Here is a 19,380-nt window from a genome sequence, read left to right on the forward strand (position 1 = left end):
TAAAGGGTGCCCATGAGCGCCTCACAATCCAGTATCAGCTATTTCTTGCCCGACGAAGCTGCAACACAGCGTTTCGGCGAGGATTTCGCCCTCGCCCTGCAGAAGGGCGATCTTGTCACGCTTTCCGGCGATCTGGGGGCGGGAAAATCCTCGCTTGCCCGCGCTATCATCCGGGCAATTGCTGATGATGAAGGGCTGGACGTCCCAAGCCCGACTTTCACGCTGGTGCAAAGCTACGAGGCCCTGCGCATTGCTGTTGCCCATGCCGATCTTTACCGTATTTCACACGGTGAAGAACTGGATGAGCTGGGACTGCCGGAGTTTCTTGAGGATGGCGTGGTTCTAGCCGAATGGCCGGAGCAGGGCGAGGGTTTCCTGTCTGAACCGTCTTTTGCCGTCACGCTGAGCCACGAAGGGGCAGGGCGACGTATTAGCGTGTCGGGACCAGTGGCCGCGATCCAGCGGCTGGAACGCAGCCATGCGATACGCGCATTTCTGGACCTCCATGGCCGTGCCGATGCAACGCGCCGCTATTTGCAGGGCGATGCGTCACCACGCAAATACGAGACGATCCGCACGGCTGCCCACGGCGTCGAGATTTTGATGAATGCGCCGCAGATGCCCTATGATCCGCCGCTGCGTGACGGAAAAACCTATCGGCAGATTGCGCATCTTGCGGAAAACATCCTTGCCTTTGCTGCCATTAATGGGCTTCTGGCAGGGCAGGACTTCCGTGTACCGCAAATGCGTGCCGCCAATCTCGATGCCGGGTTCCTTATTCTTGAGAACCTCGGAACCGAGGGCGTGCGGGCATCGTCCGGTGAACCTGTCGCCGAACGCTATGAGGCCGCCGGACGCTTTCTGGCGCATCTGCATGGTGTTTCCTGGCCAGGCCATGCACCTGTGGCGGGGCATCCCGACCACATCATCGCCGGTTTCGACCGTGATGCGATGATGATCGAGGTCAGCCTCATCGGCCAGTGGTACGCGCCGCGCATGATGGGAAGGCAACTTACAGACGCAGAAAAGCAAGCTTACGAAGCCGCATGGGACCACGTGATCGCCGACATTGCCGATGTTGAGAAGAGCCTGCTCTTGCGCGACTATCATTCGCCCAACCTGTTCTGGTTTCCAGAAGCGGAAGGCAAGGACAAGATCGGTGTCATCGATTTTCAGGATGCGATGATTGGACCGGCAGCCTATGACGTGGCTTCGCTGGCCCTCGATGCGCGTGTGACGATTTCGCCGGAGCTGGAACAGGCTGTGGTCGCAGCCTATTGCGATGAGCGTTGTGCGCTCGGACATGCGTTCGACGAAGCTTTGTTCCGCAAGGCCTATGCGGCCATGGGCGCACAGCGTAACGCCAAGCTGCTCGGTCTTTTCGTGCGGCTCGATGAGCGTGATGGTAAGCCGGATTATCTAAAACATCTGCCACGCATTCATGACTATCTCGGCCGTGTGCTGAAGCATTCGGTCATGGCGCCAGTGGCGGCGTGGTTTGAGGAATTGGGATTGATGCAGCAGGAAGAGGCCGCGCAATGAAAATGTCTGAAATGGTCCCGAAGACGGCTATGGTTCTTGCCGCCGGACTTGGCAAGCGCATGCGTCCCATCACCGAAACCACTCCTAAACCGCTGGTCAAGGTGGCGGGCAAGCCCTTGATCGACTGGGGGCTCGATGCGGCGGCGCAGGCAGGTATCGGCACGGCAATCGTCAATGTGCACTATTTAGCCGGCCAACTGGAAGCGCATCTTCGTGACCGCAACGATCTTGAGATCGTGATTTCGGACGAACGCGAAATGCTGCTCGATTCCGCTGGCGGCATCGTGAAGGCGCTGCCGATACTCGGAACAGAACCGTTTGTCATATTGAATGCCGACACATTCTGGGTAGGCGACGAGAAAGCTCCTAATCTGTTGGCGCTCGCTGACGCTTGGGATGCCGACCGAATGGATATTCTCCTGATGACGGCACGTCTCGATCAGGAAACGGGTTATGAAGGCAAGGGTGATTTCGTTGCCGACGAAAACGGGCATCTGCGCCGCGCACGGGACATCTCCGGCGAGCCGGTGATCTATGCGGGAGCAGGGATCATCCATCCTCGTATCTTCGCTGGCGCGGAGCCCGGTGTGTCCTCACTCAACCGCTATTTCGACGAAGCGATTGCAGCCGGTCGCCTTTATGGTATGCCAATGACCGGACATTGGCTGACCGTCGGAACGCCGGACGCGATCGGCGAGGCGGAGGCAGCGCTTACCGCATTTGCATGAGGAGGTAGAACGCATGAGCGCAAGACGGCCCAGAGATGGGAAACAGCGCCTGTTTTCAATTCCTCCCGGCACGCCGTTTCTGCCTGCTTTTGCAAAAGCGCTTCTGGAAGGACGGCTGGTCGAAGGTTTTCCCGGCAATCCGTCCGATCCGCTGGCATTGGCCAATGCAACCATCTATGTGCCGACACGCCGTGCGGCGCGCGCGTTGAGATCGATACTCGTCGATAGGAATTCGACAAAAAGCGCTATTTTGCCGACGATAAAGCCGCTCGGCGATGTGGATGAAGATGCAGCTTTCTTCAATGCAGGCTCGTCGGGCGTCTTCGATATCAATCCACCGATCGGTACAGCGGAGCGGCTTCTGCTTCTAGCGCGATTGATCCGTCCTTGGCGGGAATCGCTGCCTTCGCATGTGCGCGCCCTTTTCGGTGTTGACGACGTTTCCGTTCCGGCAACGACTGCCGATGCGATCTGGCTCGCCCGCGATCTGGCAGGGCTGATGGATCAGGTCGAAACTGATGGGGCTAAATGGAGCGAGCTTGCTGGAATTGCTCCGGAAGACCTTGCCGACTGGTGGCAGGTCACGCTCGGCTTTCTCAACATCGTCACCAATCTGTGGCCGGATATTCTGGCGGAACGCAGGCTTTCGAATCCCGCTGCGCATCGCAACGATCTCATCTGGAGCGAAGTGAAGCGGCTGCGCGCCCATCCGCCTGCCGGACCGGTTATCGTTGCTGGTTCCACCGGTTCCATACCGGCGACGGCGGAACTGATTTCCGCCATTGCGGACTTGCCGAATGGCGCGGTGGTGCTGCCCGGGCTGGATCGCGATCTGGATGATGCAGCCTGGCAGATGCTGGCATCGGCAACCGATAATCCGTCGACCTTCGGTCATCCGCAATTCGGTTTGCGCAAGCTTCTCGATGCAATGCAGACATTGCGTGCGGATGTGGAACATCTGGACGATATGCCTGCCTCGAAACGCCTGCGCGAACGGGTGGTCAGTGAAGCGCTTCGTCCGGCGGAAACGACCGATGCGTGGGGACAGCTTGCACGCGATCCCGATATGCAGCCGACTGCGTTGCGGCAGGCGGCGCAGACTATTGACCTGATTGAAACCGCGAATGAGCGGGAAGAGGCGCTTACTGTGGCTCTCGTCTTGCGCGACGCGATCAATGATGAAGGTAAAACAGCCGCGCTTGTTACGGCAGACCGCAATCTGGCGCGGCGCGTGGTGGGTGAACTTGCCCGTTTCGGCATTGATGCCGACGATTCCGGCGGACGGCATCTGCGTGATGTCGAGACCACGACATTGCTACGGCTGCTGGTGGAGACCGTCTTCAACCCGGGCGACCCGGTTGCGTTGCTGGCGCTGGTCAAGCATCCGCTGCTGCGGCTGGAAGCTCCCCGCATCGAGCGACGCCTTGCTGCCGAAACCCTGGAACTCATCGCCTTTCGCGGTGGCACGGGCCGCGCATCCGTGCTCGATCTTCCTGCATTTTTCGACCGGCGGTTGGAGGAAAGTGCCGGCCAGCCATGGCAACCGGCATGGCACGACACGGTCACACCGGACATGATCGCCGCTGCCCGAAATCTTTGCGAAAGCCTATCGAACGCGATGGCACCATTGGTACCTTTCGTTATCGCTGGACGCAGGACCGAGATCGGTGAAATCGCGCGTGCTACGGTCGAAGCATTGGAAAATCTCGCTCGGAATGAAAAGGCCAGCATCGCTCCTTTCTATTCCGGTGAACGTGGCGAACAGCTTGCCACCTTTTTGCGTGGTCTGGTTTCGAGCGAAGCTGGGCTCGACTTTGAAGCGTCGGAATGGCCAGCCGTACTGGATGCCCTGATGGCGGGCGAGACGGTCAAGCCGCATCCGGGCGGTCATCCGCGCCTCTTCATCTGGGGTGCGCTTGAAGCACGCCTGCAAACCATGGATACGGTGGTGATCGGCGGCCTCAACGAGGGAAGCTGGCCTGCACGCACCCGCAACGACCCATTCATGTCACGTCCCATGAAGTCGATGATCGCGCTCGATCCGCCCGAACGCCGCACCGGCCTTGCCGCCCACGATTTCCAGATGGCGCTTGGCATGGATCATGTCGTGCTGACGCGCTCGCAGCGTTCCGACAATGCGCCGACGGTGCCATCGCGCTGGCTGCAGCGGCTTGAAACTGTGCTGGGCGCGGATGTGACCGCCGAAATGCGCAAGCGTGGGGCGCGTTTCATCCAGTGGTCACGCGAAATCGATCAGGCGCCCGACGTGCCTTTCGTGAAAAGGCCACAGCCTGCGCCGCCGGTCCTTGCGCGCCCGAAGCATTTTTCGGTGACGGAAATCGAAACGTTGCGCCGCGATCCCTATGCGATCTTCGCCAAGAAGATATTGAAGCTGCGGCCGCTGGAGCCGTTGATCCGCGACCCGGCTGCAGCCGAACGCGGCACTTTGTTCCACGATATTCTGGGCCATTTTACGCAGGAGGCAATCGATCCGCTGGCTCCCGACGCTGCAGAGCGGTTGATGGAGTTGGGGCGCGTCCTCTTTGCCGATATGGATTTGCCGACGGAAATAGAGGCCGTTTGGTGGCCGCGCTTCACCGCGCTCATTCCGCAGTTTCTAGCTTGGGAACGCGAGCGCGCCTACAATGTCCAGACCCGCTTTGCGGAGATTTCATCCGATAAACGCGAGGTCGAAGGGCTTGGCATTACGCTTTCCGGTCGTGCTGACCGCATCGATCTGATGCGTGACGGGACAGCGGAAATCATCGATTACAAGACCGGATCGACACCATCGCCCAAACAGGCGCATGTGCTGCTATCGCCGCAGCTGGCGCTGGAAGCCGCACTTCTGGTGCGCGGCGCGTTTCGGGAACTTGGCTCGGTCCGTGCATCCGATCTGACCTATGTGCGTCTCAAGGCGGGCGGCGAGGTGAAGCCGGAATCGATCCTCAAGATTGGACGACCGCCATCGGAAAAAACTGCACCGGCTCTTGGCGAGGAATCCTGGCAGCGGCTGGCGCAATTGCTCGTCGAATATCAAAAACCGGAAAAAGGCTACCTGTCGCGCGCATTGCCGTTTCGCGAGACGGACCTGACGGGTGATTACGATCATCTGGCGCGAGTACTGGAATGGTCTGCCGGGGGCGATGCTGGCGGGGAGGGCGGTGAATGAAAAAGGCACCCATTATCCCCGAAGAAACGCTACGGGCACAGAGCAACGCGGCAAATCCGGCGGCTTCTGTGTGGGTGTCCGCCAATGCGGGTTCCGGCAAGACCCATGTTCTGACCGAACGTGTTATCCGCCTGCTGCTGGAGGGTACTGATCCTTCCAAGATTCTCTGCCTTACCTACACCAAGGCGGCTGCGGCGGTGATGCAGAACCGCGTGTTCATGCGGCTTTCAGAATGGGCTGTCCTGCCTGACGAAGAACTCGCCGAACGTCTGAAGTCGCTTGAAGGCCGCAGACCGAACGATGCTCGTCTTGCAGCAGCGCGACGGCTGTTCGCCCGTGCGCTCGAAACACCGGGCGGGCTTAAAATCCAGACCATCCACGCTTTCTGCGAAGCGATCCTGCACCAGTTCCCGCTTGAGGCGAACATTGCCGGTCATTTCGAGATGATGGATGATTTGATGCAGGCAGCCCTTGTCGGCGAAGCACGGCGCCAACTGCTCGAAACCGCGCATGGCGGCGGCGATATTGATCTCGCAGCGGCCTTTGCTGATGTTCTGCAGGCATCGGGCGAGATGGGGCTTCAATCGCTTCTGGATGAGGCCGTAAGCAGGCGCAATGGCCTGCAGACCTATATCGCCGAACTGGGCGTAGCGGCGCATCGCAGCGAAGCTCTGCACCGGGCTTTCCGCTTCGATCCGCAAACCAGCGAAGACGATCTCATCGCCGATCTCTGGCCGATACCGGAATTTTCCGACGATGCGCTCGAGCTCATCATGTCGATCCAGAAGGGTGCGTCGCGCGCGCAGGATTTTGCGCTGCAGCTCCGGCGTTTCGAAAAGGTGACGAGCCAGCGTGACCGCGAGGCCGTGTTGCGCGCCGCGTTTCTGAAAACTACTGGCGAGCCGAAATCCGGTTCCTATGTCGGCTCGGCGGCGGTCAAGAAACTTCTGCCGGATTTCGAAGAGGATTTTGACGCGGCAGCCGCGCGTGTCGAACAGGGTCTTGATCGGCTGAAGGAATTGCGTCTGGTGCGGCTCAATCTGGCCGCGCTGACGCTGATCGACAATCTGCTGCAACGCTATCACGACCTGAAGCGTCAGCGCGGCCTGCTCGATTTCGAGGATCTCATTACCCGGACCGTGGCGCTGCTCGCCCGCAACGGGGCAGGGCAGTGGGTTCAGTACAAGCTCGATCGCGGCATCGACCATATTCTGGTCGACGAGGCGCAGGACACCAGCCCCGACCAGTGGCAGGTGATCCGAATGCTGTCGGAAGAGTTTTTCTCCGGCGTCGGCCAACGCAATATCAGCCGCACGCTTTTTGCCGTTGGTGACGAAAAACAGTCGATCTATTCGTTCCAGGGTGCCGTGCCGGAGGATTTCGCGGCGCAGGGGAGGTCGGTCAGTCTTCGTGCGGAAGATGCCGAGCTGAAGTTCGAGCGCGTCAGCCTCAATTTCTCGTTCCGATCCGCACCCGATGTCTTGCAGGCGGTGGACGAGGTTTTTGCGAGACCCGAGGCCAATCGGGGCCTTGCAGGCGCAACGGTCCATGAAGCCATTCGTTCCGATGCGCCGGGCGAGGTGGAAATATGGGATATGCTGACGCCGGAAGTGATGGAAGAGCCCGACGACTGGCGCGAGCCGGTCGATCATCTGGCAGCACCCGCTGTCCGGTTGGCGGATCAGATTGCGGCCACCATTCGCCATTGGCTGGATCGCGGCGAACCTATTCCGGGCCAGAACCGGCGGATCATGCCGCGTGACATCATGGTTCTGGTACGAAAGCGCGACCAGTTCATGCCTGCTTTGTCGCGGGCGCTGAAAAACCTGTCCGTTCCGGTAGCAGGTGCAGACCGCCTGCGGCTCACCAGCCATATTGCCATTCAGGACCTGATGGCACTCGGTCGTTTCGTGCTTCAGCCTTCGGACGATCTTTCGCTGGCATCGGTATTGAAAAGCCCGTTATTCGGCTGGGATGACGACCGGCTGTTCGAGCTTGCCCATCCGCGCGGTTCAGGCCTCACATTGTTCGAGCGGCTTTATCAGGTCTCGCGCGGCGATGTTGCACTGGCCGAGGTGCACAAGACCTTGAGCCGCTGGCGCAACATGGCTGACACGATGCCGGTGTTCGAATTCTATGCACGGATATTGAGCGCGGGCGGTGCGCGGCGAAAACTACTGGCAAGGCTGGGGCCGGAGGCGGGCGATATCATCGACGAATTCCAGAATTATGCGCTTTCAGCCGAGCGTGCCGGTCTGCCCGGCCTGCAAGCCTTCCTTGAAACACTGGAAGCGGCATCGCCGGAAATCAAGCGTGAACTGGATCAGGGGCGCAATGAAGTGCGCATCATGACTGTCCATGCCGCCAAGGGGCTGGAAGGGGCAGTGGTGTTTCTTGTTGATCCGGGAAGCGCGGTCTGGACTGGCAGTCGTGCGCCAAAGCTCATTCCTTTTGACTTTTCGAATGATAGTCCGTCGGTGAAAGGCTATCTCTGGCAACCGAATGCCGGATACCAGACCGGCTTCACGACCGCTCAGATCGAGAAGCTGAAAACGCGGACGGAGGAAGAATATCGCCGCCTGCTCTATGTCGGCATGACGCGCGCCGAAGACCGGCTCATCATCTGCGGCTATCGCGGCACGCGTGAAAGCGGCGAAACATGGCATCGCCTTGTCGAGGATGCGTTGGCCACCAAGGCCGAGACATTCGTGCACCCCGTGCTGAAAGTCGCCGCAAGGCGCTATCGCAACACACCGCGCGGAATGGTCGAGATTGCTGAGCAGGATAGAACCGAAGATCATGCGCTGCCATCATTTCCAGATGAATATAGAGAGCCGATAAAGCCGGAAATCGGACTGCCGCGACCGCTGGCGCCGTCCGGCGCTTCTGCGCTGATCGAAGCGGATGAAGAACCGCCGCTGGATACGTTTTCGCCTGTTCTGGGGCCGGGCAATGGGACGCCAGCCTTTGCGTTGCGACGCGGCACGGCGATCCATATGCTGCTGCAATATCTGCCGGATGTCCCACAGGATGGGCGTGAAACGCTGGCACGCGACTATCTTGGGCGGATCGCTGCCGACTGGCCGGAAACGGAGCGCCAGATTGCCTGGCAAAGCGTCAGGACCATTCTGGACGATCCCACCTATGCACCGGTCTTTGCGGAAGGCTCGCGCGGGGAAGTTGCCATCATGGGCACGATCGAGCTTGGTGGGCGCGATCATGCCGTGTCCGGTCAGATCGACCGCATCAGTGTTGGCGAGGATCGTGTCCTGATCGTCGATTACAAGACCAATCGACCGCCACCGAAAACCATCGAGGCGGTTCCTTTCGCCTATCGGGCGCAGCTTGCGCTTTATCGCGAGTTGCTGGCTCCGCTCTATCCGGGGCGGATTGTCGAAACGGCGCTTCTGTTCACCGAAGGTCCGTTTTTGATGCCGCTGCCGGATGTGGTTCTGGACGACGCGCTGCAGTCTCTGAAAGACTCTCAAGGAAAGGTGACGAACCAGAACTTGACGGATGGCAGCAGACGCGCCACATGATATAGCGAATGAAGAGCGGATCGTGTTGTGAGTCTGAAAAGATGTCTGCCGTTCTTGGTGAGAAAAGAGGATAGCCCTATGGCAACCGTTAAGGTCGATAACAGCAATTTTCAGTCGGACGTTCTTCAGTCGAGCGAGCCTGTCGTGGTGGATTTCTGGGCGGAATGGTGCGGTCCCTGCAAGATGATCGCGCCGGCTCTGGACGAAATCGCGACCGAAATGGCCGGTCAGGTCAAGATCGCCAAGGTTAATATCGATGAGAATCCAGAACTGGCAGCCCAGTTCGGCGTGCGTTCGATCCCGACGCTTCTGATGTTCAAGGACGGCGAACTCGCTGCCAATATGGTCGGCGCTGCTCCGAAGAGCCGTCTCGCCGACTGGATCAAGGCTTCTGCTGCATAAAGAACAGCATCATAAAAATGCAAAACCCGGCCTTCGAGCCGGGTTTTTATTTGGAGCATTTCCAGCAAAAGTGTGAAGCGGTTTTTGCGCAGGATAATGCGACGAAATAAATACTTGGAGCGGTTCCAGCGACTCTGTTTTACTGGAACCGCTCTAAAATCTGCCGTTAGGCGGGTGGTGTGCCGTTATCTCTCAAAACTTCACCCGCAAGGTAAAGCGAACCGCCAATCAGGATACGCGGTGGCGCTTCATCCGGGGGCCACGTGCCACGCAGAAGTTTCAACGCGTTGGCAACCGAATGCACAGGCTCTGCCGACAGGTTGGCTTTCTGGGCCGCGACCGCCAGCTCATCATTGGGGATACCCGCATCGCTGGACGGAACAGGCACGGTGAAAACATGCCGTGCCATACCGGCAAAGGCTTCGAAATAGCCGACCGGGTCCTTGGTGTTGATCATGCCGGTGATGAGGAACAGCGGGCGTTCATTGCGTTCTTCCAGATCGCCGAGTGCCTCCGCGATGACTGCGCCGGCGCCCGGGTTATGACCGCCATCGAGCCAGATTTCGGAGGCTGCCGGGGCCATATCCACGAGCGCGCCATGGGTCAGGCGCTGCATGCGTGCTGGCCAGTCCACCACCATCAACGCTTTTTCGACGGCTTTGTCGGTCAGGCTGAAACCAGCCATCTGCACAGCCTCGATTGCCGCTGCGGCATTGGAAATCTGGTGGCGTCCGGGCAGGCGCGGCAATGGCAGGTCGATCAGACCGTCCTCGTTCTGGAACACCATGCGACCATGCTCCTCGAAAGCGAGGAAATCCTGCCCGTAAACCGAAACCGGACAGCCAAGCCGGTCGGCAGTCGAGACGAGAACTTCCCGCGCTGCATCGAAAGGCTGGAAACCGACAACAACCGGGCAATCCTTCTTGATGATACCGGCTTTCTCGGCGGCAATCAGCTCCACGCGGTCGCCAAGATAGGCCTGATGGTCGATGGAAACCGGCATGATGAGCGAGACGGCAGGCTCGGCAATGACATTGGTGGCGTCGAAACGTCCACCAAGGCCGACTTCCATAACGACGACATCCGCCGGATGCTCGGAAAAGAGTACGAAAGCCACAGCCGTCAGAATTTCGAAAACGGTGATGTGCTGGCCGCCATTGGCTGCCGCAACGCGCTCTATGGCGTCGGCCAGAACATCGTCGCTGACCAGCCTGCCGCCGCCGGGCGCCGCCAGACGGTAGCGCTCATGCCAGTGGACGAGGTGCGGCGAAGTATGGACGTGAACGTCGAAGCCGCCCGCTTCCAGAAGCGCGCGGCAGAAAGCCGTCGCCGATCCCTTGCCGTTGGTTCCGGCAATATGGATGACCGGCGGCAATTTCAGATGCGGATTGCCGAGCTTTTCCAGAAGACCGCGGATGCGGTCTAATGAAAGATCGAAGCCTTTTGGATGCAACTGCATAAGCCGCTCGATTGCGGCGGCGGCTTTTTCTGTCACGATCAGGCTGCCTTGTCGGTTGCTTCCGTCTTTTCGTGTTCCGGCGCGTCGCTATTGCCCGGCTGCCTGGTCATGATCTTGAGAAGGCGCGCAATCGTGTCCTTCAGCTCGAGACGCGAGACGACCATGTCGACCATACCATGTTCCATGAGATAGTCGGCGCTCTGGAAGCCTTCCGGCAGCTTTTCACGGATCGTCTGTTCGATGACGCGCGGGCCGGCAAAGCCGATCAGTGCGCCGGGTTCGGCAATGTGGATATCGCCCAGCATGGCGTAGGAAGCCGTCACGCCGCCCGTAGTCGGATTGGTCAGAACGACGATATAGGGCAGGCCAGCTTCTTTCAGCATTTCCACAGCAACCGTGGTGCGCGGGAGCTGCATGAGCGACAGGATGCCCTCCTGCATGCGTGCACCACCCGAGGCGGCGAACAGAACCAGCGGACGCTTCAGCTCGATGGCCTTTTCAAAGCCTTGAATGATCGCTTCGCCGGCACCCATGCCGAGCGAACCGCCCATGAAGCCGAAATCCTGAACGGTGGCGACAATCGGCAGGCCGTCAATGGTGCCGAGGCCGTTGACGATAGCGTCATCCATGCCCGTGCGGGTGCGATAATCCTTGAGACGATCGATATATTTTTTCTCGTCGCGGAATTTCAGCGGATCGACCGGCACTTTGGGAGCTTCAAGCGTGGTGTATTCGCCATTGTCGAAGAAGAAACGCAGACGATCCTTCGCCTTGATGCGCATGTGATGACCCGAGGACGGGATCACAAACTGGTTGCTCTCAAGGTCTTTGTGAAACACCATTTCACCGGTCGACGGATCTTTGATCCAGAGGTTTTCCGGCATTTCACGACGGCCGAGCATCGAATTGATCTTCGGACGGACGTAGTTGGTGATCCAGTTCATGACGTTTGCTTCCGTTTCTTGTTCTTCGGCAAAGAGCTTCAGCCGCTTAGCACTTTTAAGATGTGCACTAAATGGACGATTTATTGGGCGGCTTCAAGGCGTGTGGCACGCACACTCTCCCCAAGGGCGTGGACAAGTCTGGTTGCAGCGGCGACAGGATCGCCCTTCGCCTTGCCGTTTTCGTCCAGTTCACCGGCAATCGCGTTGACAATCGCCGTGCCGACGACGACGCCATCGGCATGGGTGGCGATGGCTGCTGCCTGCTCCGGTGTCTTGACGCCGAAACCGACACAGATCGGCAGATCGGTGCTCTTCTTGATGTGACGCACAGCTTCACCGACCTTTGCCGTATCGGCAATGGCCGAACCGGTGATGCCGTTCATCGAGACGTAATAGACGAAGCCCGATGAATTATGCAGCACCTTCGGCAAGCGCTTGTCGTCCGTGGTTGGCGTGGTGAGGCGGATAAAATTGATACCCGCCTTCATGGCCGGAATGCAAAGCTCAGCATCCATTTCAGACGGAAGATCGACGACGATCAGCCCGTCCACGCCGGAAGCCTTGGCATCGGCCAGAAAGCGTTCCACGCCGTAAATATAGATCGGGTTGTAATAGCCCATCATGACGATCGGGGTCGTGTTGTCTTCCTTGCGGAATTCTGCTGCCATGTGCAACGTCTTGGCAAGCGTCTGACCGGCGTTGAGGGCGCGCAGGCCAGCGGCCTGAATGGCGGGTCCGTCTGCCATCGGATCGGAGAAGGGCATACCGAGTTCGATCACGTCGGCACCAGCCTTTGGCAAGGCCTTCATCACCTTGAGCGAGGTTTCCAGATCGGGATCGCCACCCATGAAATAGGTAACGAGCGCCGGACGGCCCTCGGCCTTCAGTTCAGCGAATTTGGTGTCGATGCGAGTAGTCATACCGTGCCCCGTGGCAAAGTGCGTGCCAGATAGTCGGCAACGGGCTTGCCCGCCATTGCCGTTTCCATCCATGCACGCCGTTCAAAGTCTATAATTCCGAGTTCCCACACGCAGGCCATCAGCAGCGGCTGTGCGGGCATGAAGTCCACCTCGTCGCCGAGTTCCGACTGCCAGAGGATTTCCGTAGCGATGCCGCCCTCCAGCCACCAGTGCAGCAGCAGCCAGAGGCCCTCCTCGCCCTGATGAAGAACGGCGAAACCGACGCCCAGATGCGGCAATGCGGTGAGCTTTTCAGCGGCAGTTTCAATCTGTCTGCGGGCGAGGCCGACAGCAGCCTCCGCGACAGGATTGGTTGGATCGGCTTCAATGATGTTGAGCTTGATCGTCGCCGGACCGCACGTCGTCAGGCCGTCGAACCATGCGGCACGCGGCTTGTAGGCGGAGATTTCGGCGACGTTATTACCCATGTCAGATGTCCATGCCGAGAAGCTTGCCGACCGTGTGGACATCCTTGTCGCCACGACCGGACAGATTGACGATCATGACCTGATCCTTGCCCATGGTCGGTGCCATTTTCACGGCCTGCGCGATGGCATGGGCGGATTCGAGGGCAGGGATGATGCCCTCGGTACGGGTGCAAAGCTGAAATGCATCCAGCGCCTCATCATCGAGGATCGGCACATAGTCGACGCGCCCGCTGTCTTTCAGCCATGAATGTTCAGGCCCGACGCCTGGATAGTCGAGACCGGCAGAAACGGAATGACCTTCGAGAATCTGACCGTCATCGTTCTGGAGGAGGTAGGTGCGGTTGCCATGCAGAACGCCGGGACGACCTGCGCTCATCGAAGCGCAATGTTCTTCACCGTCGAGACCGCGTCCGCCCGCTTCGACACCGACGATCTTCACCGAGGCGTCGTCAAGGAACGGATGGAACAGACCGATGGCATTGGAACCGCCGCCGACCGCTGCCACGATCACATCCGGCAGGCGTCCTTCCTGTTCCAGAATCTGTTGGCGCGCTTCGTTGCCGATCACCGACTGGAAGTCGCGCACCAGTTCCGGATAGGGATGCGGACCGGCAGCTGTACCGATCAGGTAATAGGTGTCTTCGACATTTGTCACCCAGTCACGCAGGGCTTCGTTCATCGCGTCCTTGAGCGTGCCGTTGCCTGCAGAAACCGAGATCACTTCGGCACCAAGCAGCTTCATGCGGAACACATTCGGCTTCTGACGTTCGACGTCGGTTGCGCCCATATAGACCACGCAGGGCAGGCCGAAACGCGCGGCAACGGTGGCCGAAGCCACACCATGCTGTCCGGCGCCGGTTTCAGCGATGATACGGGTCTTGCCCATGCGTTTGGCAAGCAGAATCTGGCCGAGGCAATTGTTGATCTTGTGACTGCCGGTGTGATTGAGGTCTTCGCGCTTGAAGTAGATTTTCGCGCCGCCCAAATGCTTGGTCAGGCCTTCGGCATAATAGAGCTTGGAAGGACGACCTGCATAATAGGTGGAAAGCGCGTTTAGCTCCGCCTTGAACTCAGGGTCGTTCTTCGCCGTTTCATAGGCTTCCTGCAATTCAAGGATCAGCGGCATCAGCGTTTCGGCGACGAAGCGTCCGCCGAAAATACCGAACATGCCCTCTTCATCGGGGCCTGTCTTATAGGAATTGGGTGCAACCGGCTTGTTCAACGCTTCCGCTCCGTCAGTTCAGGCTGTCTACAGGGCATCGGCGCGCATCGGCGACAGCCCGGAAAAAATTCTCGATGAGACGCACATCCTTTTCGCCGGGCGCGCGCTCGACGCCGGACGATATATCGATGCCCGGCGCCTGGGTCTTGTGCAGCGCTTCGGCGATATTGTCCGCATTCAATCCACCGGAAAGCATGTAATCGATACCCGCGTCAAGCGCCGCCAGAAGTTCCCAGTCGAATGACACGCCATTGCCGCCGGGCAGCTCAGAGCCCCTTGGCGGTTTGGCATCGAACAGGAAACGGTCGGCTATGCCTTTATAGGCTGCAATCGCGGCAAGATCGCTGGCTTCGCGCACCGAAAAAGCCTTCATAACCGGCAGGCCATGACGCGCCTTGATGAAGGCCACGCGTTCCGGCGTCTCATGGCCGTGAAGCTGCAGAATATCGGGCTTCACGGTTTTCACGATATCATCCAGCGTTTCATCGTCCGCATCGACTGTAACGGCAACGACAAGCGCACGTCCCTTGACCGCATCGCGCAGGCCTGCCGCTGCCTGCGGGGTTATATGGCGCGGGCTTTTTGAAAAGAAGATGAAACCGATATGCGTCGCACCGCCGTCGAGAGCGGCGGCAATGGCATCAGGGGTTTTAAGCCCGCATATCTTGATATCGAGAACCATGGTTTTCCGTCGCATAAATCCGGGGTCTACTCAAGTTATTCCGTCCATTGTCGACCTATTCGGAGACGGGATGGCCGTCAAAACCCTGTGCGATCAGAAAATCATACGCCTCCATGACCTCAAGGGGAACAGCCTGCGCGATCTGATAGCCCCTGGCGGGATATTCCAGAATGCGTTGAAGATCGCCGGTCATCTCGCTGATAAGCATTTCGACCGGATGATCTGCCGTTGGCTGGTCCTCGAAGGATACGAGCGGCGCGGTGATGCTTGCGCGTGCTTCCGGCCATTGCCGGGCCACGGTCGCCAGAACGCGGCGTTGGGTCTGCGGCTTGGTCACAAGGATGGCGCTGATTGCACCGGGTGCAAGCCGTTCGCGACTGAACCTTATATTTTCGCCGATATTGGTGGCATTGGGTTCGATGGTGATCGCTTTTTCAGGCACGCCGCGCCTGATTGCGATTTCAGCAAAAGTTTCTGCTTCACTTGCCTTGTAGAGCTTGTCCGTCCAGTGACCGCTTTTGCCGGTGAACACCAGCCACGTCGCCATGCCGGCCAGAAACAGATCGGCTGCCCTCTCGGCAACGCGTGGATCGTAGCTGCCGAGCCCGATAATGACATCGGCGGTTTCCAGCGGATCATAGATGCAGTGATAATCCCACAGCACCTTGGCGGCGGTCAGTATGGATGCGGTCATGTGAAGTCGATAGCCTGTAATGCGCTGCCATTGCGCTTCAGCCAAGCCTTGCAGCGCTCCGTGTCGGGGCAAAGCTCATGGCAGAGTTTCCAGAATTTCGGCCCATGGTTCATCTCGATGAGATGGGCCACCTCATGGGCAACGAGATAATTGATCACCGGGGCAGGGGCCATGCCGATGCGCCAGGAGAAAGAAAGGATGCCGTCCGAGGTACACGACCCCCAGCGGCTCTTCGTATCCTTGAAACGCACTGCCTTGGCCTTGCGGCCGACAGCCGCGGTGTGACGGACGACAAGCGCCTCGATCTCGCGCTTCACTTCGCGCTTGATGTGATCGGCAACGCGGCGCGGCAGATGTGCCGGGTCGCCATGGACGAGCAGAATATTGCCTTCGAGAAGCTGTGTGGTGCCGCGCCCGGGCTGGTGCACGATCTTGTGTGGCACGCCACGCAAGGGGATTTTGATACCGGCGCGCACGCCTGGCTGGTCGGGCAGTTTTGCAATGCGGCTTTCGATCCAGCCTTCATGGCGGTTGAGGAAGCTCAGCACCTCGCGCTCGGGAAGGCCGGGCGGAACCGTAATGCGCAGTCCCCTGCCGCCTGCTTCGATACGCAGGGTCAGTCGTTTGGCACGCGGATTCTCGAAAACACGTAAAGGAAGTTCGCGTCCGGCGACCGCATGGATACGTTCGCTGCGAACGGTTGTCGTTCCAGCGGATGCCCCTTTACCGCTGATTTGCCGAAGAAAGGATAAGCCCATCGCTTAAGAATAAGCGATTCGCTTAAAAAGCCAGAAAAAATTGCTGTTTTGACCGAAACGGCGCAGCCAAACCGCGCCGTTTCGAGAGATTTCAGGGTGTTATACCTTATCAAAGATCGGTGATGTCGTCCTTGCCGCCTTTCGCGCGCGGGGCAGGCGTCTTCTTCGAGGCCGCACGGCGTTCAGCCATGAAGCGGTCGAATTCTTCCTTGTCGCGAGCGCGGCGAAGTTCTGCAGCGTAGGCCTCGAATTCGGCGCGTGCTTCCTCAAGCTTGCGGCGTTCTTCGGCCAGTCGTTCCAGCTCGGCGCGGCGCCAGTCGTCAAAAGCCTCGTTGCCGGTGGTGCTACCGAAGTTGAAGCTTTCGCCCTTGCGGCAGTTGCGGAACGATCCGAACATGGAATCGGTCTTCTCGTTCACGCTACGCTTGAATCCTTCGAGGCGGTCGCCCCAGAGGATATAGGCCAGCATGGCAAGGCCAAGCGGCCAGAACAGGATAAAGCCGAGCACCATCAGCGCAATCGTGGCTGGCGTCCATGCCGGGCGGATCAATGCAGTATTGGTCATGGTCTGCTCCGTCGAAAAGCGCATGCCATTCAACCGTTCGACATCGTCCGGCAACATGCGCAAAACCAAGGCCTGCCAGCCCGCCCTGTGCGGGCATTTTGTTCTGGCGGCTTGACTTCGACGTGGTGAAAAGATTGCGGCTTTTCAAGAATGCAACTTGCGGATTCAGGCCACGCTTCTGCTAACCAATGTGATTAATTCGAAATTTTTTTGCGAAAATGTTCGAGAAAAGTGACGGCAAGCCCGGCGATCAGTGCCCAGAAGGCAGAGCCAACGCCGAAAAATGCCATGCCGGAGGCCGTCACGGCAAAGGTTATGGTCGCCGCAAGACGCTCATGTTCATCCTTCAGCGCCAATGACATGGCGTTGATGAACGGGCCTGTCAGGGCAAGCCCGGCAACAAGTGCGATGAGCGTTACCGGCAATACGGCAAAGATCGCGACCAATGACGCCCCGAAGAGGGCAAACACCACATAGATCGCCGCATAGACCGGACCGGTAAGCCAGCGTTTCGTGTGATCGGGATGTGCATCGGGATTGGTGCAGAGTGCCGCCGAAATCGCGGCAAGATTGGTGGTAGAGGCGCCGAAAGGAGCCGTCAGCAGTGAAAACAGGCCGGTTACGCGCAGGCAGGCGCTGGTTGGCGGCTCATAGCCTGAAGCACGCAGTACGGCGAAACCCGGCAGGTTCTGCGAGGCCATGGTCACCAGATAAAGCGGGATCGCGATGCCGATCATCGCACCCATGTGGAACTCTGGCCATATGAGGGTCAGCGTGGAGATTTCAGGCGCGGGCAGGGCTGGTGAGCGCCCCGTGAGCAATGCGAAGATCATCCCGATCACCAGAACGGCAATGACGGCGAGCGACGGGTTGAACAGGCGGATAATAAAGAACAGCGCCACCAGCGGCAGGACGAAAACCGGATCGCCAGGCACAGTCTTGGCGGCGGCAATGACGAAACTCAGCAGCACACCTGCAAGCATACCTGATGCGACGGATGCGGGAATGCGGGAAACAAGCACCGACAATTGGCGGATCAGTCCGGTGGCGACCAGTGCGAGTGCCGTCACGATGAATGCGCCAACCGCTTCCGGCATGGTGAAACCGGCACTGGCGCCGATCAGCGCCAGCCCCGGTGTAGACCAGGCCGCGATGATCGGCATCTTGTAGCGAATGCTGAGCCAGGCGGATGAGGCGGCAATCGCAAGGCAAATCGCCGTCACCCAGCTTGCAGTTTCGGCCTGTGTGGCGCCCAGCACCTGCGCTGCGGCAATGATGAGTGCCAGTGTGCCGCCGAAACCGACAATGGCCGCAACCGCTGAGGAAGCGAAAACCGAAAACCGCATGATTTCGCTCCGTTATGATTTTTCGCCGATGCGTTCCGCCAGACCGGATACGGTGCGGATCAGAAGATCGAGATCCTGCGGTCGCGACAGGCGATGATCCCCGTCGCGCACCAGTGTCAGGGTCACGTCATCGACGGGCAGGTGTTCCACCAGCGTCAGCGCATGCTTGTAGGGAACATCGGGGTCCTGCATGCCTTGCAGGATATGAACCGGACAGCCGGTCTCGATAATACCCTTGAGAACCAGGTTCTTCCGTCCGTCCTCGATCAGCGCACGGGTATAGACATAAGGATTGGGCGAATATTCGGAGGGTTCTTCAAAATAGCCCTTTTCCTGAAGGTCGTTTTTCTGCGCGTCGGAAAGTGTTGGCTCCACAAGTACAGCCGTAAAATCCGGAGCAGGTGCGATCAGGACGATCCCGGCAGGCGGGTTCCCTTCCTTCTTGAGCTCCTGCGCCATGCGCAGCGCGATCCAGCCACCCATTGATGAGCCAACCAGAATCTGCGGTCCTTTGGCAAATTTGCGATAAACGGCGAGGCTTTCGTTCAGCCAGCGCGAGATGGTGCCTTGATTGAAATCGCCGCCGGATTCGCCGTGGCCGGAATAATCGAGCCTGAGTGAGCTGTGCCCGGTCTCAGCCGCCCATTCATCGAGGACGACCGCCTTGGTGCCCAGCATGTCGGAACGATAGCCGCCGAGCCAGACCACACCGGGAGATTTGCTTCCGGCTCTGTAACGCAGGGCGATTTTCGCTCCGTCCACGTCGATGAATTCCGGCCCCGCAACGCTCATGACAAATCTCCTCATTTTCCGGGAGTGTTTTTGCATGTTCGCAAAAGAGAGAAAACCCGCATGTGGGGCGAGGCCCTTGAAATGACGGCAAATGTGACCGATATGCCGCTTGTCCGCCGCGAAATGACAACAAAAAGAACGTTTATCA

16 protein-coding genes are annotated in these 19,380 nt (G+C 59.0%); 5 read left to right on the plus strand and 11 right to left on the minus strand.

The genetic code is table 11. From position 1 onward, the window contains the following. Positions 1 to 12 precede the first annotated feature (12 nt). The 5 genes from tsaE to trxA all read left to right on the plus strand — a co-directional run bounded on the left by tsaE (position 13) and on the right by trxA (position 9,383). Positions 13 to 1,542, plus strand: coding sequence for a tRNA (adenosine(37)-N6)-threonylcarbamoyltransferase complex ATPase subunit type 1 TsaE (gene tsaE / locus CES86_RS12545; RefSeq protein ID WP_040129065.1), 1,530 nt, complete (start codon positions 13 to 15; stop codon positions 1,540 to 1,542). Beyond that, entirely contained in the window at positions 1,539 to 2,270 is a 732-nt protein-coding gene (locus tag CES86_RS12550; RefSeq protein ID WP_094514529.1) for a nucleotidyltransferase family protein, read from the plus strand. Before tsaE ends, CES86_RS12550 begins: the two co-directional genes overlap by 4 nt. A gap of 13 nt (positions 2,271 to 2,283) precedes the next feature. After that, the gene (gene addB / locus CES86_RS12555) at positions 2,284 to 5,442 is read left to right on the plus strand and encodes a double-strand break repair protein AddB (protein ID WP_094514530.1); all 3,159 of its coding nucleotides are present in this window, start codon (positions 2,284 to 2,286) and stop codon (positions 5,440 to 5,442) included. After that, the gene (gene addA / locus CES86_RS12560) at positions 5,439 to 8,981 is read left to right on the plus strand and encodes a double-strand break repair helicase AddA (protein ID WP_094514531.1); all 3,543 of its coding nucleotides are present in this window, start codon (positions 5,439 to 5,441) and stop codon (positions 8,979 to 8,981) included. Before addB ends, addA begins: the two co-directional genes overlap by 4 nt. Positions 8,982 to 9,059: 78 nt before the next feature. Next, positions 9,060 to 9,383: a thioredoxin gene (gene trxA / locus CES86_RS12565; protein ID WP_006473274.1), complete on the plus strand. Its 324-nt coding sequence runs from the start codon at positions 9,060 to 9,062 to the stop codon at positions 9,381 to 9,383. Between the two features lie 166 nt (positions 9,384 to 9,549). On the opposite strand, the gene CES86_RS12570 is transcribed toward trxA, so the two are convergent. From CES86_RS12570 to CES86_RS12620, 11 genes are all read right to left on the minus strand, one after another. Continuing rightward, positions 9,550 to 10,842, minus strand: coding sequence for a bifunctional folylpolyglutamate synthase/dihydrofolate synthase (locus tag CES86_RS12570; RefSeq protein ID WP_167387116.1), 1,293 nt, complete (start codon positions 10,840 to 10,842; stop codon positions 9,550 to 9,552). Positions 10,843 to 10,880: 38 nt separating this feature from the next. Then, entirely contained in the window at positions 10,881 to 11,786 is a 906-nt protein-coding gene (gene accD / locus CES86_RS12575) for an acetyl-CoA carboxylase, carboxyltransferase subunit beta (protein ID WP_012091042.1), read from the minus strand. A gap of 80 nt (positions 11,787 to 11,866) precedes the next feature. After that, positions 11,867 to 12,706 carry a tryptophan synthase subunit alpha gene (trpA, locus tag CES86_RS12580; protein WP_094514534.1) on the minus strand — a complete coding sequence of 280 codons (840 nt, stop codon included), beginning with the start codon at positions 12,704 to 12,706 and terminating at the stop codon, positions 11,867 to 11,869. Continuing rightward, positions 12,703 to 13,173 (minus strand): hypothetical protein, encoded by a 471-nt coding sequence (locus CES86_RS12585; protein ID WP_012091040.1) that lies wholly within the window; start codon positions 13,171 to 13,173, stop codon positions 12,703 to 12,705. The genes trpA and CES86_RS12585 overlap by 4 nt, the downstream gene beginning before the upstream one ends. A gap of 1 nt (position 13,174) precedes the next feature. Continuing rightward, positions 13,175 to 14,395, minus strand: coding sequence for a tryptophan synthase subunit beta (gene trpB / locus CES86_RS12590; RefSeq protein WP_094514536.1), 1,221 nt, complete (start codon positions 14,393 to 14,395; stop codon positions 13,175 to 13,177). Between the two features lie 13 nt (positions 14,396 to 14,408). Beyond that, a complete protein-coding gene (locus CES86_RS12595; RefSeq protein WP_094514537.1) occupies positions 14,409 to 15,077 on the minus strand; it encodes a phosphoribosylanthranilate isomerase in 669 nt (222 codons plus the stop codon). A gap of 55 nt (positions 15,078 to 15,132) precedes the next feature. Further along, positions 15,133 to 15,771 carry a YdcF family protein gene (locus CES86_RS12600; RefSeq protein WP_094514538.1) on the minus strand — a complete coding sequence of 213 codons (639 nt, stop codon included), beginning with the start codon at positions 15,769 to 15,771 and terminating at the stop codon, positions 15,133 to 15,135. Next, on the minus strand, positions 15,768 to 16,529 hold the full coding sequence (locus CES86_RS12605; protein WP_010657695.1) for a M48 family metallopeptidase: 762 nt from the start codon (positions 16,527 to 16,529) through the stop codon (positions 15,768 to 15,770). Before CES86_RS12605 ends, CES86_RS12600 begins: the two co-directional genes overlap by 4 nt. 109 nt (positions 16,530 to 16,638) lie before the next feature. After that, entirely contained in the window at positions 16,639 to 17,094 is a 456-nt protein-coding gene (locus CES86_RS12610; RefSeq protein WP_094514665.1) for a DUF2852 domain-containing protein, read from the minus strand. A gap of 194 nt (positions 17,095 to 17,288) precedes the next feature. After that, complete coding sequence (locus CES86_RS12615; protein ID WP_094514540.1) at positions 17,289 to 18,440, minus strand: benzoate/H(+) symporter BenE family transporter; 1,152 nt, start codon at positions 18,438 to 18,440, stop codon at positions 17,289 to 17,291. A 12-nt stretch (positions 18,441 to 18,452) separates the two neighbouring features. Then, positions 18,453 to 19,232, minus strand: coding sequence for an alpha/beta hydrolase (locus tag CES86_RS12620; protein ID WP_012091036.1), 780 nt, complete (start codon positions 19,230 to 19,232; stop codon positions 18,453 to 18,455). Between the last annotated feature and the right edge of the window lie 148 nt (positions 19,233 to 19,380).

This window comes from Brucella lupini, from assembly GCF_002252535.1.
Lineage (GTDB): Bacteria > Pseudomonadota > Alphaproteobacteria > Rhizobiales > Rhizobiaceae > Brucella > Brucella anthropi.

Bases quoted from the DNA above. Each gene is read 5' to 3' on its own strand.
- tsaE (WP_040129065.1), top strand. From the start codon at position 13: ATGAGCGCCTCACAATCCAGTATCAGCTATTTCTTGCCCGACGAAGCT.
- CES86_RS12550 (WP_094514529.1), top strand. From the start codon at position 1,539: ATGAAAATGTCTGAAATGGTCCCGAAGACGGCTATGGTTCTTGCCGCC.
- addB (WP_094514530.1), top strand. From the start codon at position 2,284: ATGAGCGCAAGACGGCCCAGAGATGGGAAACAGCGCCTGTTTTCAATT.
- addA (WP_094514531.1), top strand. From the start codon at position 5,439: ATGAAAAAGGCACCCATTATCCCCGAAGAAACGCTACGGGCACAGAGC.
- trxA (WP_006473274.1), top strand. From the start codon at position 9,060: ATGGCAACCGTTAAGGTCGATAACAGCAATTTTCAGTCGGACGTTCTT.
- CES86_RS12570 (WP_167387116.1), bottom strand. From the start codon at position 10,842: ATGCAGTTGCATCCAAAAGGCTTCGATCTTTCATTAGACCGCATCCGC.
- accD (WP_012091042.1), bottom strand. From the start codon at position 11,786: ATGAACTGGATCACCAACTACGTCCGTCCGAAGATCAATTCGATGCTC.
- trpA (WP_094514534.1), bottom strand. From the start codon at position 12,706: ATGACTACTCGCATCGACACCAAATTCGCTGAACTGAAGGCCGAGGGC.
- CES86_RS12585 (WP_012091040.1), bottom strand. From the start codon at position 13,173: ATGGGTAATAACGTCGCCGAAATCTCCGCCTACAAGCCGCGTGCCGCA.
- CES86_RS12595 (WP_094514537.1), bottom strand. From the start codon at position 15,077: ATGGTTCTCGATATCAAGATATGCGGGCTTAAAACCCCTGATGCCATT.
- CES86_RS12600 (WP_094514538.1), bottom strand. From the start codon at position 15,771: ATGACCGCATCCATACTGACCGCCGCCAAGGTGCTGTGGGATTATCAC.
- CES86_RS12605 (WP_010657695.1), bottom strand. From the start codon at position 16,529: ATGGGCTTATCCTTTCTTCGGCAAATCAGCGGTAAAGGGGCATCCGCT.
- CES86_RS12610 (WP_094514665.1), bottom strand. From the start codon at position 17,094: ATGACCAATACTGCATTGATCCGCCCGGCATGGACGCCAGCCACGATT.
- CES86_RS12615 (WP_094514540.1), bottom strand. From the start codon at position 18,440: ATGCGGTTTTCGGTTTTCGCTTCCTCAGCGGTTGCGGCCATTGTCGGT.
- CES86_RS12620 (WP_012091036.1), bottom strand. From the start codon at position 19,232: ATGAGCGTTGCGGGGCCGGAATTCATCGACGTGGACGGAGCGAAAATC.